Here is a 13,232-nt window from a genome sequence, read left to right as displayed (position 1 = left end):
CCACCGGCCGACACCAGCCGCGGCATCGCCGGCAGACAGGGAGTTCGACCATGGGAACGCAGAGCACACTGGATTCGCTCCGGAGCGCGGACTCGATCCTCGCCACGATCATGGCCGCAGACGACCTCACCGTTGCAGCGAGCCGGGACGGCGGCACCAGGGCCGTGCGCCTGCTCGCAGAGGCCGCCGTCGATCCGGCAGACCAGGTCACCGCGATCGCCGCGGTGCACGCCCTCGCCCAGGTCTTCGACGAGACGGCGGACGAGGTCCTCGTCTCCCTCCTCGGGCACGAGCAGCTCTTCCTCCGCGAGCACGCGGCCTGGGCGTTCGGCGCCCGCCTGCCCCGCTTCGACGCGGTCGCGCCCCTGCTCGGGATGGTCATCGACGGCGGTTTCGCCGGGATGATTGCCCAGCGCACCCTCGAGCAATGGAGCGCTGCCGTTGCGGCCCCTGTCGCCCTCGCCGTCGAGGGCGCCCTGCTGGGCGTCACCGAGCCGGGCGCCCGGGCCAGACTGGTCGAAACCATCGGCCAGATCTCGGGGCGCATTCCCGAACGCATGCTGTTCCGCGTCGCCGTCGACCCGGCCGAGGCGACAGAGGTGCGGGCCGCCGCGATCGCCGCGATCGGCGACCGGGGCCTCGCCGATGCCGGTCCCGGCTCCCTCTCGGGCGCCGGCGCGGGTATCGGAACCGGGATCGGAACCGGGATCGGTTCCAACGACACCGGCCTCCGAATCGTCACCGGACTGGCCGCAGGCAGCGGGGTCCTCGCCGAGGTCGCCAGGCTCGCCGTGATCGACCTGACCGTGCCGCGCTACCCGCGGGCACCGTGGAGCAGCGGAACGACCGTCGCCCAGCTCTTCCTGCACGCTGACATCGACGGCGCGCTGACCCGGGTCGGCTCCGGCGACAACGGCGGCATCGCGACCCTGCTGGTCCGGCTCGGGGACGCGCTCGTCTCGGGACAGTCCGGCAGCGGTGCCGGGACTGGTGCCGGTGATGTCGGCCGGGTGCTGACCCTCTCCCGCGGCGGCTTCGCCTCCGCGCTCGACTGCCTGCCCGAGGTCGCGTCTACCCTGTCCGGCCACGCCTTCGCGACGGTTCCCTTCCTCGGCGAGCCCGTCGCCTCCGCCGACGCCTGGTCCCGCCGGATCGCGACCCAGCGCGGCATCCGCCGGGTGCTCCGCGCCGCGGGGCCGGTCGACGCGATCCACCTGCGGATGGCGGACGTGGGCACCCTCGCCGCCTCGACGGTCGCCAGGGAACTCGACATCCCGGTCGTGTTCACCGTCGCGCCGGACCCGCACAGCCTCATCCGCTCGCTCGAGTCCGCCGGTGCCCTCACCCGCGCGACCTTCGGCACGGCCGATGCCGCCGATCACTTCTGGTTCCGCGTCCGGCTCGTGCAGCGCCTCGCAGCGGATGCCGCGCACACGGTGCTCTTCCCCCGGCCAGACCTCGAGCGTGACCTGCGCGAGCTCGTCGGCATCGACGTGACGCAGCACCCGGAACGCCACTCGATCGTCGCCGAGGGCATCGACATCGGCGTGATCGAGGCTTCGCTCGTCGACGCCGGGGCGAGCGAGGGCACGCCGGTCGCGGAGGTCGTGGCCGCAGCGTACGCCGAGCCCGACCTGGCTGCCCCGCCCTCGTCCGTGGTTCCCGCCCAGATGAGCGTCGAGGGTGCCCTCGCCCTCGGCCAGCTCGACGAACTCCTCGCAACCCTCCCGCTGGAGCGCCGCGCACTGCCGCTCGCGATCACCGTCGGCCGGCTGCACCGGGTCAAGGGCATGGCAACCCTCGTCGAAACCTGGGCGGCCGACCCGGCGCTCCAGTCCGCCTGCAACCTCCTGATCGTCGGAGGCGACCTCACGGATCCCACTCCGGACGAAGCCGGCCAGCTCGACAGGATCCACGCCGTCGTGCCGCGCGGCGACGCCGCCTCTGCGGGGCTGCTCCTCGCCGGGCACCGCTCCAACGACACTGTCGCCCGCTGGCTCGCCGCCACCCGCCTCGGCCGCACCGGCCTCGCCGCGGCGAACGGCGTGTACGTCTGCGCGAGCATGAAGGAGGAGTTCGGCATCGCGTTGCTCGAGGCGATGGCCGCGGGGCTCACCGTGGTCGCCCCGAACGGCGGGGGACCGGCCACCTACGTCGAGCAGGGAGTGACCGGGTTCCTTGTCGACACCGGGAACCCGGCAGGCCTCGCCACCGGGGTGCGTGAAGCCCTCGATCTCGCGGCCGGCCCCTTCGGCCCCGAATTCGCCGAGCGCGCCATGGCCATGGTCTCCGGCTCGTTCACGATCCAGGCGATGGCCGCGACCCTCTCCGGGGTGTACCGCGACGTCGCAGAAGCGCACGAGCGCCTCAGGGCGGATGCCGGGAACGGCTACGGCCGGGGACTGGCGTCAAACTGGACGCTGAGCGCCTCATGACCCTGCTCATCATCAGCCCCGACTACGCCTCGCACCTGTTCCCGCTCGCGACCCTCGGCACGGCCTGGCAGACCGCCGGGGAACGGGTCGTCGTCGCGAGCGGCCCCGCGACGGCCGGAATCGTCGCCGAGTTCGGCTTCGAACGGGTGAACCTGCAGCTCGGCCGCGGTTCGAACCCCGGCACCATCCGGGCGGAACAGCAGCCGAGCGGTGAGGACGACGCCCTCCGCGGCTTCTTCGCCGCGACGAGGCTCGGCCTCGTGCCGACTCTGCAGTTCCAGGCCGAGGCACGCAGCAACGACCTGCTCTGGAACCCGGTCGAGATCGCCAGGGAGGTACAGCGCATCGTCGCCGAGGTGCGCCCCGACCAGATCATCGTCGACCACCTGGCCTTCAGCGCCCGCCTCGCGCTCGTGAGCGCCGGCATCCGCCACGCCGACGTCGTGCTCGGGCACCCGAGCGCCCTTCCGGTCGGCACCGAGGTCTATGGCTTCCCGTCCTCCTGGCCCGATGCTTTCGCGCCGGAGCCGGACGACCTCGCCGGGCTTCACAGCACCTGCGAGGCGGTGCGCGACACCTTCACCGCCCAGTGGAACGCCGCCCTGCTCGAACTCGACCCGGCGGCCGAGCCGAGCCGCGACGCCTTCACCGAATCCGGCGACGTGCTGATGCTCAACTATCCGGCCGAACTGCACGCACCGGCCCGGACGGCACTGCTGCCGCAGCACGTCTTCCTCGGTTCCGCGGTGCGCGAGGAGGCCCACGACGCCGAGGTCGAGGCGTGGCTCGCCGACGCCGTCGCGGCCGGCGACGACCGTCCCCTCGTCTACGTGAGCTTCGGGAGCTTCCTCTCGGTGCGCGGCGACGTGCTCGCCCGGGTGGCGGATGCCCTCAGCGGCCTCTCCGTCAGGGTCGCCCTCGCGACGGGGTCGACGGACCCCGTCGAGCTCGGCCGGATCCCCGACGCCTGGCTCGTGCGCGGCTTCCTGCCCCAGGTCGCCCTGCTCGGCGCCGCGGACCTCGCCGTCACCCACGGCGGCAACAACAGCGTGACCGAGGCGATGACCGCGGGAGTACCGCTGCTCGTGCTGCCGTTCTCCACCGACCAGTTTGCCGGGGCCGAGGGCGTCGAGACGAGCGGATTCGGGCTCTCGCTCGCGCCCAACACCGCGACGAGCCTCGAGCTCCGCGCCGCAGTCCTCTCGGTGCTCGGGCTTCCGGCCGGCGACCGCGCGCGTCTCGACGCCCTCAGCGACTCACTGCGGGGCGGCGCGGGCCCGCGTCGGGCTTACGAGGCGCTCACTGCGCTCGAAGCCCTCCCTGTCGCGATCGCCTAGCGGTCGATGGCGTAGACGAGGGACTCCTGGACCATGCCGAGCCACTCGTAGATGCTGCTGAGCAGCGGGGCCTCGTCGGCGTCGAGGTGCTGTTCGCCGTCGGGGGAGATCTGGAGGCGCTCGGCAAGCGTGAGCCGGAGGTCGGTGAGCGTGCGCAGCCAGGACTGCACGCCGACGTCGTCGAGGGCGATCGGCATCGGCGGAACCTCGAAGCGGTCGTCCAGGAAGGGCAGAGACGGTTCGTCGGCGATCTCATCGAGGGGTTCCTCGCCGAGTGAGGCGAGCAGGACGCGGGCGTTCGCGAGCTTGCCGTCGAGGAGATCCCCGGAGGTGAAACGGCGGAACTCTGCCGAGGCTTCGGCGTCGTCAGGGTAGGCGTCCGGCAGCAGGCGTCTCAGCGCGGGATCGGCGCTGGTCCCGAGGGCATGGGTCTCCGCGGCGAGCAGGAGCTCGATCAGCTGGCTCGCGGCGAGCCGGAGCAGCCCGAGCTCGACCGATTCGAAGCTCGCGGACACCGTTCCGGCCGGGTCACGGGTGAAGAGCATCAGGAGTCCTCGCGCGAGAGCGTCGCCCAGAGCCCGAAGCCGTGCATCGCCTCGACGTGGCGCTCCATCGACTCCCGGTTCCCGGTGGAGACAATGGCCTTGCCGGAGTTGTGCACCCGCAGCATCAGGCGTTCGGCCTCCTCGGGGGCGACCCCGAAGTAGCTGCGGAACACGTAGGACACATAGGACATCAGGTTGACCGGGTCGTCCCACACGATGGTGACCCAGGGGCGGTCGAGGGAGACGGCTTCACGCAGGTCCGATTTTTCAGAAGTCTTCGGCACCGGTTAAGCCTCACACGCCGGGGTCATTCCCGCCACCAAGACCGGAAACTCATGCACTCGCTCTGTTTTCCGGCGCATGGTGCGGGCGCCCGGCCGCATGCCCGAGCGACGCGACGACGAGGGTGATCACGGCAGAGAGGGCGACGCCCCAGCCGATGTGCACCGAGAGCAGCAGGGCCCCGACAGCGGCGCCCGCGCAGATCAGCAGGATCGCGGCCACCCGGCGGAACCAGGGCTGGCCCTTTCCGCCGCCGAGCCGCGAGTCGGCGGCCAGTCCCGTGATCGTCGACGTCACGACGACCGTCGTGACGTCCTTGACCCCGATGTGCCGGGCGACCCCGGCCTGGAGTCCCATCATCGCGGCGAGGAGGCTCGTGATCACCAGGTCGAAGGGCTGTGGCGGATGCCCGCCCCCGAGGAACAGGGCGATCGCCAGTCCCGCCATGATCACGCCCTGCACCGCGAACAGCACCGTCGCGTGGGTCGTCCAGCCGATCGCAACGGGCCGCAGCACCCGCCCGCCGACGGCGGCCCCGAGCATGAAGGTGAACAGGGCGAGCAGCGGGCCGAGCACAGGCAGGTTGCTCGCGCCGGCGAGGGCCATCCCGAGGATGACGACGTTCCCCGTCATGTTGCCGGTGAACACCTTGTCGAGCCCGAGGTACCCGACGGCATCCGCCAGGCCGGTGGAGAACGTCAGCGCAAGCATGAGGCCGAGGTGGAGGTTCGCGGGATGGCGGCGGAGCTTCTCGAGCACGGGTGATCCTTCGGGACGGGGACTGCTGCAATTGTTTCCTGGAGGTAAAACTCATGTCGATCGTGTCAACAGTGACCTGAAACGTACCGGCTGGTCGAATGGCACGCAAACGGGAGATAGCCTCGATCGCGAGGCACCAATAGTGTGAAGAACCACGTTCTTGTTTCCGTGTTCCTGGAAGGCGCTCCCATGTCGCACGTCGTATTGCAGCCCGGCATGGGGAGCATCGCGCCCGGGCACTACCTTCCGGCCACCCCCCAGACCGTGCTGTGGGGACGCCTGCCCTGCGCAGCGGATGCCGCGGTGTTCTCGATCGGATCCGGTGACACCGTCACGATCGACACTCTCAGCCACGAGGGACTGCTCGAGGACCAGGGTCGGGACCCGCTCGCCTTCTTCGGCGGCCACGGCATCGCAGCGGGCGATGTGCTGGCGGATGCCGTCGCGCTCGCCGCAAGCAACTACCCGCGGGATGCTGAGGCGGACGGCCCGCACGTCGTGACCGGGCCGATCGAGGTGCGCGGGGCGCTGCCGGGCGACCTGCTCCGGATGACCCTGCTCGAGGCGACTCCCCGGGTGCCGTACGGCGTCATCTCGAGTCGCCACGGTCGCGGGGCGCTCCCCGGCGAGTACCCCGTCGGACCGGGGACGGTCTCCGTGTTCACCGAGGTCGACACCGATCCCGACTTCGGGACGGAAGCCGGGGCGCTCTTCGGCACCCTCCCGCTCGTTCCCGGTGGCGACCGGGTCGTGCGCTTCCCGCTCGACCCGTTCCTCGGCATCATGGGCGTCGGCGTCGCGGGAGACACCCGGCCGCACTCCGTCCCGCCGGGCGCGCACGGCGGCAACCTCGACATCAGCCTGCTCACCGTCGGCAGCGCGCTCTACCTGCCCGTGCAGGTCCCTGGCGCGCTCGCCTACGTCGGCGACCCGCACTTCGCCCAGGGCGATGGCGAGGTGGCGCTGACCGCACTCGAGGCCAGCCTGCGGGTGCGCATCCGCTTCGACGTCATTCCGGCGGTCGAGGCGGCGGCACTCTTCGGCGAACTGACCGGACCGCTCGCCGAGACGGGCGAGTTCCTCGTGCCGACCGGCCTCGACCCCGACCTCGACGAAGCGATGCGGGCCTGTGTGCGCGCCGCGATCGCCCTGCTCGGGGCGCGGTACGGCATGGACCCGACCCTCGCGTACGCCTACCTGAGCGCGGCGACCGACTTCAACATCTCCCAGGTCGTCGACCGTGTCACGGGCGTGCACGCCCGTATCCGGACGGCGGACTTCGGTGCCTGAGCGCACCCTCGCACCCCACCTCGTGCCGACCTCGGTCACGGGCGAGCTGCCGGCCGGCCTGCTCAGCGCATTCGAGGACTACGAGGCCGCGCTCGCCGCCAATGACCTCGGGGCCCTCGCCGGGTTCTTCGTGCCCGGACCGCACACGCTCCGCGGCGACGCCGCCGGCCTGCTCGTCGGGAGTGATGCGATCGCCGGGTTCCGCGCCGGCCGTCCCGGTGTCGTGCGGCGCAGCATCCGCTCGCTGCACGTGCGCGCCATCGGGACAGACCACGCCCTGATCGTGTCGGAGAACGAGCCGTTCGCCGGCGGGGCCGGGCTCGTGACCCAGCTGTGGAGCCGGACAGCCGCGGGCTGGCGGATCGAGACCGCGCAGGTCGCAGCGTCCGCTCCCGCGATCGACCGCAGCATCTGGCGGGTGGCCGGCACGCCGCTCGTCGCCGGCGAGGTCGGCGGGACCCTCGCGGGCGTTCGGGTCGCGGTCAAGGACCTTTTCGACGTGGCCGGGTTCGCGGTCGGGGCGGGGAACCCGGCCTACCTCGAGAGCGCGACACCCGCGACCGCGAGCGCGCCGTCGCTGACCGCACTCCTCCGGGCAGGGGCCAGCGTGATCGGCATCGCGCAGACCGACGAGTTCGCGTACAGCATCGCCGGGGCCAACGTGCATTCGGGCACGCCCCCGAATCCGCGCGTTCCGGGCGGGCTTCCGGGCGGTTCGTCAAGCGGGCCGGCCGCCGCCGTCGCTCTCGGCCAGGCCGACCTCGCCCTCGCCACCGACACCGCAGGGTCGATCAGGGTGCCGGCCTCGTACCAAGGGCTCTGGGGGCTGCGCACGAGCCATGGCGCCGTCAGCCGCGACGGGGTCCTGCCGCTCGCGCCCTCATTCGACACGGTCGGCTGGCTCGCGAGGGGCCCGGAGGTGCTCAGGACCGCCGCAGCGGCCTCGCTCGACACCGACCGGCAGCTGCCGGTGCCCGCCCGGTTCGCCGTGTGCGCCCAGACCGTCTTCGCCGCGGACGAGGGCGTCCAGGCCGCGTTCGTCGACGCGGTCGACCGCCTCGAGAGGAGCGGACACCTGTCCGCGGTCGAGATCATCTCCCTCGACCCGCTCGCCGACCTGTTCGAGACCTTCCGCACCGTGCAGGCGGCCGAGGCCTGGCGGGCCCACGGCGACTGGGTCGACGCCCACCCCGGGACGCTCGGCCCCGACGTGCGCTCCCGTTTCGCGTTCGCCTCCCTCATCGACGAGGACGAAGCCGCCGGGCACCGGATCGACCTCGCCGAGGCCAGGGAACGGCTCGACGCGGCCCTCGACGGCCGGATCCTGCTGCTGCCCTCCGCCTCGTCGACCGCGCCGGCCCGCACCGCGTCAGGGGCCAGGATCGAAGCGATCCGCACCGCGACACTCTCACTGACCTGCCTCGCCGCGATCGGCGGATACCCCGCCGTGTCCCTTCCCGGCCTCTCCGTCGCAGGGGCGCCGCTCGGGCTCAGCCTCCTCGGGCCGCGGCACAGCGACCTCGCGCTGCTCGACCATGCCGCAGGCCTCGCTCAGGGGCTGGCCGCCGGACTCGCGCCGGATGTCGGGACCGGCACGGCGGAGATCGTGGGTAACACCGTGGAAACGCTCCGTGCCTAAGCTGATGATGTGACGTATCCGCTGCAGTCGACCCCCGTTCCGAGCCTTCCGATCAACCCGCCGCAGCGCCTGCTGATGGGGCCGGGGCCGATCAACGCGGATCCCCGGGTGCTGCGCGCCATGTCCGCGCAGCTCGTCGGCCAGTACGACCCGGCGATGACGGGCTACATGACCGAAACGATGGGCCTGTACCGCGACGTATTCCGCACCGGTAATGAACAGACCCTCGTGATCGACGGCACCGCGCGCGCCGGGATCGAGGCCGCCCTCGTCTCGCTGATCCAGCCGGGCGACCGCGTGCTCGTGCCCATCTTCGGGCGCTTCGGGCACCTCCTCCGCGAGATCGCCGAACGCGTCGGCGCCGAGGTGCACGTGCGCGAGGTGCCGTGGGGCACCGTGTTCACGCCCGCCGCGATCGAACAGGCGATCATCGAGACCCGGCCGGCGCTGCTCGCGATCGTGCACGGCGACACCTCGACGACCCTCGCCCAGCCGCTCGACGAGCTCGGCGACATCTGCGCCAGGCACGGCGTGCTCTTCTACACCGACGCGACGGCCTCGCTCGGCGGCAACACCTTCGAAGCGGATGCCTGGGGCCTCGACGCCGTGACCGCCGGCCTGCAGAAGTGCCTCGCCGGGCCATCCGGTTCTGCGCCGGCAACGTTCTCGGCCCGCGCCGTCGACGTGATCGAATCCCGCCGGAGCATCGAGGCCGGGATCCGCGAACCCGGGGACGCGGTGCTGTCCAACCGGATCCGCTCGAACTACTTCGATCTCGCGATGCTCTTCGACTACTGGGGTCCCCGTCGGCTCAACCACCACACCGAGGCGACGACCGCCCTCTACGGCGCCCGGGAGTGCGCGCGCCTCCTGGTCGAGGAGGGGCTGGCGGACGCCGTCGCCCGGCACGGGCTGCACGGCTCGGCGATGCTCGCGGGAGTGCACGGGCTGGGGCTTTCCGTCTTCGGCGACCCGGCCCACCGGATGAACAACGTCGTCGCGGTCGAGATTCCGGACGGCGTCAACGGTGACGCGGTGCGCGGCTCCCTGCTCGAGGACTTCGGCATCGAGATCGGTACCTCCTTCGGTCCGCTGCACGGCAAGGTCTGGCGGATCGGCGTGATGGGCTACAACGCCCGCAAGGACACCGTGCTGACCACCCTTGCGGCGCTCGAACAGGTGCTCCGGCGCGCGGGGGCATCCGTCACGGGCGGCGGGGGAGTCGGCGCGGCCTGGGACCTGTACGCCGACGCGGACCGTGCCGGTGCCGGGGCCTCCGGGGCCGCCGCCGACGCAGCTGCGGTGCTCTCATGACGGCGGCGGTGCCGACGGTGTCGGATGCCGACGCGGCCGTGATCCTCGCCCGGTGCGAGGAACTCGCCCGGCACTCGTCCCTCACCGACGGGATCGAGCGGACCTACCTCTCCGCGGAGCACGCCGCCGTCAACTACCGCGTCGCCGGCTGGATGGCCGCTGCCGGACTCACGACCTGGCAGGATGCCGCTGGCAACCAGTGCGCACGGCTCTCCGGCCGCACCCGCGGGCTTCCGGCCCTGATGTTCGGCTCCCACCTCGACACCGTGCGCGCGGCGGGCCGCTACGACGGCATCCTCGGCGTGCTCGTGGCCATCACGGTCACCGGGCGGATCGCCGCCTCCGGCCGCCCGCTGCCGTTCGCCCTCGAGATCGCCGCATTCGGCGACGAGGAGGGCACCCGCTTCGGCACGACCCTGCTCGGCAGCCGGGCCGTCGCCGGCACCTGGCTCGAGTCCTGGTGGGACCTGCGCGACGCGAGCGGCACGAGCCTCCGCGAGGCATTCGCCGCCTTCGGGCTCGACCCCGCCAAGGTCGGCGACGCCGCCCGCGCCCCACAGGAACTCGTCGGCTACCTCGAGGCCCACATCGAGCAGGGGCCCGTGCTCGAGGAGGAGAACCGCGCCCTCGGCGTCGTGACCGGGATCGCAGGGGCCCGTCGCTTCCTGTTGACGGTCACCGGGTCTGCCGGGCACTCCGGGACCCCGTGGCCCCGCCGCCGCGACGCCCTCGCCGGGGCCGCGGAGTGCATCACCACGATCGAACGCATCGCCCGCGCCGAGGGTCTCACCGCGACCGTCGGCCACCTGAGGGTGTTTCCGGACGCCGTCAACGTCATCCCAGGGAAGGTCGAGTTCAGCCTCGACCTGCGTGCGCCGGACGACGCCGACCGCGACAGGGGCTGGACCCTGATCGAGGCCGCCCTCACCGACATCTGCGCCACACGCGCCCTGCATCTCGACAGCAACCAGGTTCACGAGGCGGCCGCCGTGGCCTGCTCGCCGCGGTTGCGTGCGGCGATTGCGGCGGGCATCCGCTCGACCGAGGGTGGCGCGGAGGCCCCGGCCGAGCCAGCCCCGCGCGAGCTGCCCTCGATCGCCGGTCACGACGCGATGGCGATCGCCGCGATCACCGACGTCGGCATGCTCTTCGTGCGCTGTGCCGGCGGCATCAGTCACCACCCGGACGAGTCGGTCACCTCGGCCGACGTCGCCCTCGCCGTTGACGCCCTCGAGGCCGCCGTCCGAGCCCTCGCCGCAGACTACCCGGCCCGGTAGTCACCTCGCCGCCGTCATGCCTCTGGCACGCCGGGGAGCGTGTCGACGTCGGCGCCCGTCGTGAGGTCGCCGCATTCGACAGGGAGCACGCCGTGGGCGAGCAGATAGGGCCGCGCCCCGGTGTCGCCGGTGAGCTGCGCCCGCAGCGGTTCCCAGTGCGCGCGCCCGATCAGCACCGGATGCCCCGGCCGGCCGCCGAAAACGGCCTGCCTCAGGCTATCCGGGGTCACGCCCGCGTCAGCGTCGAGCACCCGCGCGACCGTTGCGGCGTCGAGGTCGGGGACGTCCACGGGAACGACCGCAACGGCGCCCACGGCTCCGGCGAGACCGAGGACCGTGTCGATCCCCGCGTGCAGTGAGGCCGACAGCCCTTCGGCCCAGTCGGCGGCATGAACGACGACCGTCGCACGGTCGGGGCAGGCAACCGCAGGGGCCGCCGCGTCGATCAGACCCGCCTCGGTAAGCAGAGCGGCGGCCGCGGCACCCTCGGCTCCGAGCACGACGATGACGGGCGAGCAACCTGCCGCGCGGAGCACGCGGACGGTCCGTACGAGCCACGGCACACCGTCGGCCCCGCGCACGAGCGCCTTCGGTTGCCCGAACCGGGAACCGGCCCCCGCTGCCAGCACAAGCCCCGCGACCGGGGCTTTCCCGGCATCCGCCCGGTCGCGCGCTGCGTCTGCATTCACCATGCCCGCCATCGTATGCGCTCTCGCCACGGGCACTCTAGGCTGGACCAGGACGAGGAGAACTGCCATGAAGAGGATGTCGACACCTGAGCTTCGCGAGGCGCTCCTGACCTGCCTGGCCGTACCCCGCTGGGTCGACGAGGTCGCGTCGCAGTCACCGTTCGATTCTGCAGCCGCCCTGCTCGCCGCCGCCCGCACGGCCGCGACACCGCTCAGCCGCAGCGAGATCGACGAAGCGCTGTCCGCGCACCCGCGGATCGGCGAGACCCCGCGGGGAGACTCGCAGGCCGCGCGGTTCTCCCGCAGCGAGCAGTCATCCGCCGACGCCGCAGACTCCACCCTCGCCGCGGCCATCGCCGAGGGCAACCGGGCGTACGAGGAGCGGTTCGGCCGGGTCTTCCTGATCCGCGCAGCCGGCCGGTCGCGCACCGAGATCCTCGCCGAACTGCACCGGCGCCTCGCGCTCGACGACGCCGCCGAGTTGAAGATCGTCGGCACCGAACTGCGCGACATCGCCCTGCTCCGGCTGGCCACGCTCGCCGGAACCGTCGCAGAACGCCTCGCCGCCGAGCGGGCCGCCCGGAACGGCGCCGCCGACTCGCCGGACTCCGAGGGTCTCGTCGCGAGCGTGGTCGCCGACGTCGTCGCCGCGACGGCGGCCGCCGGCACCACGACCGCTCCGGCGACCCCTTCCGCCGCCGCGACCGCCGCCCCGACCGCGACTCCCCGAAGCCGCATCACGACCCACGTCCTCGACGCCGTGTCCGGCCGGCCCGCAGCCGGGGTTCCCGTCGAGCTCGAGCAGAAGCTCGAGACCGGCTGGCACGTGCTCGCGAACGCTGGCACGGATGCCGACGGCCGGGTCTCCATGCTCGGTCCCGTCGATCTCCCCGCCGGTCGGTACCGCCTCACCTTCGACACCGGGCGCTACTTCGCCGGAACCGGCCAGCCGACCCTGTACCCGGAAGTCTCGGTGACCATCGACCTGACCGACCCGGCCGAGCACTATCACGTGCCGCTGTTGCTCAGCCCCTTCGCGTACTCGACGTACCGCGGCAGCTGACCCGAGCGGCTGACCGAGGCGTCTGCCCGCCCCTGACCGGCCACAGTCATCCGGGACGACCGCCGGATGAGAGACTGGCGGGGTCGGTGTCCTCACTCGTTCGCACGTGCGGTGATGCGTGCCGAAGTTCGGCCCGACCAGTGTTTCAGGAGGTGCTCGTGTCCAGGATCCGGGAACGACTGCCGGTCTCACCGGCCAACACCCTCATCGCATGCGCCATACTTATCGGCGCCGTCATCGCTGCGCTTCAGGGCAACGTGGCCGGCGCGTTCGCCCTCCTCGGGGCCGCGGTGTTCTGGGTCGGCGTCGCCCGCTATGCCCGCCGGGCCACCGCACGGGACAGGGACCGGATCGGCACCTTCGAATACCGCGACGCTCGTGACCGGGCACTCGGGAGCCGGGCATTCGCAGGCGTCGGAGTGGTGGCGCTGGCCTGGTCCGGACTCGACGTGATCGGGATGGTCGCGACCGGCCACAACGACGGGACGGCGACCATTCGTTTCCTCGTGCTCATTGCCGCGTTCTCGATCGCGCTCGCGAATGCCCTCGAGAAGGAGCACCCCGAGCCCTGATCGGCGCCGGGAGCTCGGTGCCGCGGGGCG

Annotated in this window: 12 protein-coding genes and 1 pseudogene; 9 read left to right on the top strand and 4 right to left on the bottom strand. The window is 72.3% G+C overall.

Going from position 1 to position 13,232, the window contains the following annotated elements; translation table 11 throughout:
• Positions 1-50: 50 nt before the first annotated feature.
• Positions 51-2,435 (top strand): glycosyltransferase, encoded by a 2,385-nt coding sequence (locus RGU41_RS08500; protein WP_322136002.1) that lies wholly within the window; start codon positions 51-53, stop codon positions 2,433-2,435.
• Positions 2,432-3,772 carry a glycosyltransferase gene (locus RGU41_RS08495; protein WP_322136001.1) on the top strand — a complete coding sequence of 447 codons (1,341 nt, stop codon included), beginning with the start codon at positions 2,432-2,434 and terminating at the stop codon, positions 3,770-3,772. Before RGU41_RS08500 ends, RGU41_RS08495 begins: the two co-directional genes overlap by 4 nt.
• On the opposite strand, the gene RGU41_RS08490 is transcribed toward RGU41_RS08495, so the two are convergent.
• Genes RGU41_RS08490 through RGU41_RS08480 form a run of 3 tightly spaced genes read right to left on the bottom strand, consistent with a single transcriptional unit; the run spans position 3,769 to position 5,358 of the window.
• Positions 3,769-4,317 carry a DUF2017 family protein gene (locus RGU41_RS08490; RefSeq protein ID WP_134560217.1) on the bottom strand — a complete coding sequence of 183 codons (549 nt, stop codon included), beginning with the start codon at positions 4,315-4,317 and terminating at the stop codon, positions 3,769-3,771. The genes RGU41_RS08495 and RGU41_RS08490 overlap by 4 nt on opposite strands.
• A complete protein-coding gene (gene clpS / locus RGU41_RS08485; RefSeq protein ID WP_241975459.1) occupies positions 4,317-4,601 on the bottom strand; it encodes an ATP-dependent Clp protease adapter ClpS in 285 nt (94 codons plus the stop codon). Before clpS ends, RGU41_RS08490 begins: the two co-directional genes overlap by 1 nt.
• A gap of 49 nt (positions 4,602-4,650) precedes the next feature.
• Positions 4,651-5,358 (bottom strand): YoaK family protein, encoded by a 708-nt coding sequence (locus RGU41_RS08480; RefSeq protein WP_241975460.1) that lies wholly within the window; start codon positions 5,356-5,358, stop codon positions 4,651-4,653.
• 189 nt (positions 5,359-5,547) lie between these two features.
• Here RGU41_RS08480 and RGU41_RS08475 point away from each other — a divergent pair, with 189 nt between their 5' ends.
• The 4 genes from RGU41_RS08475 to RGU41_RS08460 all read left to right on the top strand — a co-directional run bounded on the left by RGU41_RS08475 (position 5,548) and on the right by RGU41_RS08460 (position 10,878).
• Positions 5,548-6,648 carry an acetamidase/formamidase family protein gene (locus RGU41_RS08475; protein WP_134561266.1) on the top strand — a complete coding sequence of 367 codons (1,101 nt, stop codon included), beginning with the start codon at positions 5,548-5,550 and terminating at the stop codon, positions 6,646-6,648.
• Complete coding sequence (locus tag RGU41_RS08470; protein ID WP_241975461.1) at positions 6,641-8,287, top strand: AtzH-like domain-containing protein; 1,647 nt, start codon at positions 6,641-6,643, stop codon at positions 8,285-8,287. The genes RGU41_RS08475 and RGU41_RS08470 overlap by 8 nt, the downstream gene beginning before the upstream one ends.
• Before the next feature lie 75 nt (positions 8,288-8,362).
• Positions 8,363-9,601, top strand: coding sequence for an alanine--glyoxylate aminotransferase family protein (locus tag RGU41_RS08465; RefSeq protein ID WP_322137323.1), 1,239 nt, complete (start codon positions 8,363-8,365; stop codon positions 9,599-9,601).
• Positions 9,598-10,878, top strand: a complete 1,281-nt coding sequence (locus RGU41_RS08460) for an allantoate amidohydrolase (RefSeq protein WP_322136000.1) — start codon at positions 9,598-9,600, stop codon at positions 10,876-10,878. Before RGU41_RS08465 ends, RGU41_RS08460 begins: the two co-directional genes overlap by 4 nt.
• A 14-nt stretch (positions 10,879-10,892) precedes the next feature.
• Here the strand turns inward: RGU41_RS08460 and RGU41_RS08455 are convergent, their stop codons facing one another.
• Positions 10,893-11,570 (bottom strand): nucleotidyltransferase family protein, encoded by a 678-nt coding sequence (locus tag RGU41_RS08455; protein WP_241987340.1) that lies wholly within the window; start codon positions 11,568-11,570, stop codon positions 10,893-10,895.
• Between RGU41_RS08455 and uraD the strand changes: the two are divergent.
• The 3 genes and pseudogenes from uraD to RGU41_RS08440 all read left to right on the top strand — a co-directional run.
• Positions 11,569-12,102 (top strand): annotated as a pseudogene (uraD, locus tag RGU41_RS08450) (2-oxo-4-hydroxy-4-carboxy-5-ureidoimidazoline decarboxylase); the annotation flags it as partial. The gene RGU41_RS08455 and the pseudogene uraD sit on opposite strands and share 2 nt — an antisense overlap.
• 201 nt (positions 12,103-12,303) lie before the next feature.
• Positions 12,304-12,630 carry a hydroxyisourate hydrolase gene (gene uraH / locus RGU41_RS08445; RefSeq protein ID WP_322137322.1) on the top strand — a complete coding sequence of 109 codons (327 nt, stop codon included), beginning with the start codon at positions 12,304-12,306 and terminating at the stop codon, positions 12,628-12,630.
• 158 nt (positions 12,631-12,788) lie between these two features.
• Positions 12,789-13,202: a hypothetical protein gene (locus RGU41_RS08440; protein WP_134448920.1), complete on the top strand. Its 414-nt coding sequence runs from the start codon at positions 12,789-12,791 to the stop codon at positions 13,200-13,202.
• Positions 13,203-13,232 lie beyond the last annotated feature (30 nt).

The sequence above is a fragment of the Cryobacterium sp. 10C3 genome (genome assembly GCF_034314285.1).
GTDB classification, from domain to species: domain Bacteria; phylum Actinomycetota; class Actinomycetes; order Actinomycetales; family Microbacteriaceae; genus Cryobacterium; species Cryobacterium glucosi.
Note: the sequence above shows the minus strand (reverse complement) of the source record. Positions and strands in the feature narration are given on the sequence as shown.

Coding starts and splice junctions, on each gene's coding strand:
- RGU41_RS08475 (WP_134561266.1), top strand. CDS start 5,548: ATGTCGCACGTCGTATTGCAGCCCGGCATGGGGAGCATCGCGCCCGGG.
- RGU41_RS08500 (WP_322136002.1), top strand. CDS start 51: ATGGGAACGCAGAGCACACTGGATTCGCTCCGGAGCGCGGACTCGATC.
- RGU41_RS08495 (WP_322136001.1), top strand. CDS start 2,432: ATGACCCTGCTCATCATCAGCCCCGACTACGCCTCGCACCTGTTCCCG.
- RGU41_RS08465 (WP_322137323.1), top strand. CDS start 8,363: ATGGGGCCGGGGCCGATCAACGCGGATCCCCGGGTGCTGCGCGCCATG.
- RGU41_RS08460 (WP_322136000.1), top strand. CDS start 9,598: ATGACGGCGGCGGTGCCGACGGTGTCGGATGCCGACGCGGCCGTGATC.
- RGU41_RS08455 (WP_241987340.1), bottom strand. CDS start 11,570: ATGGTGAATGCAGACGCAGCGCGCGACCGGGCGGATGCCGGGAAAGCC.
- RGU41_RS08490 (WP_134560217.1), bottom strand. CDS start 4,317: ATGCTCTTCACCCGTGACCCGGCCGGAACGGTGTCCGCGAGCTTCGAA.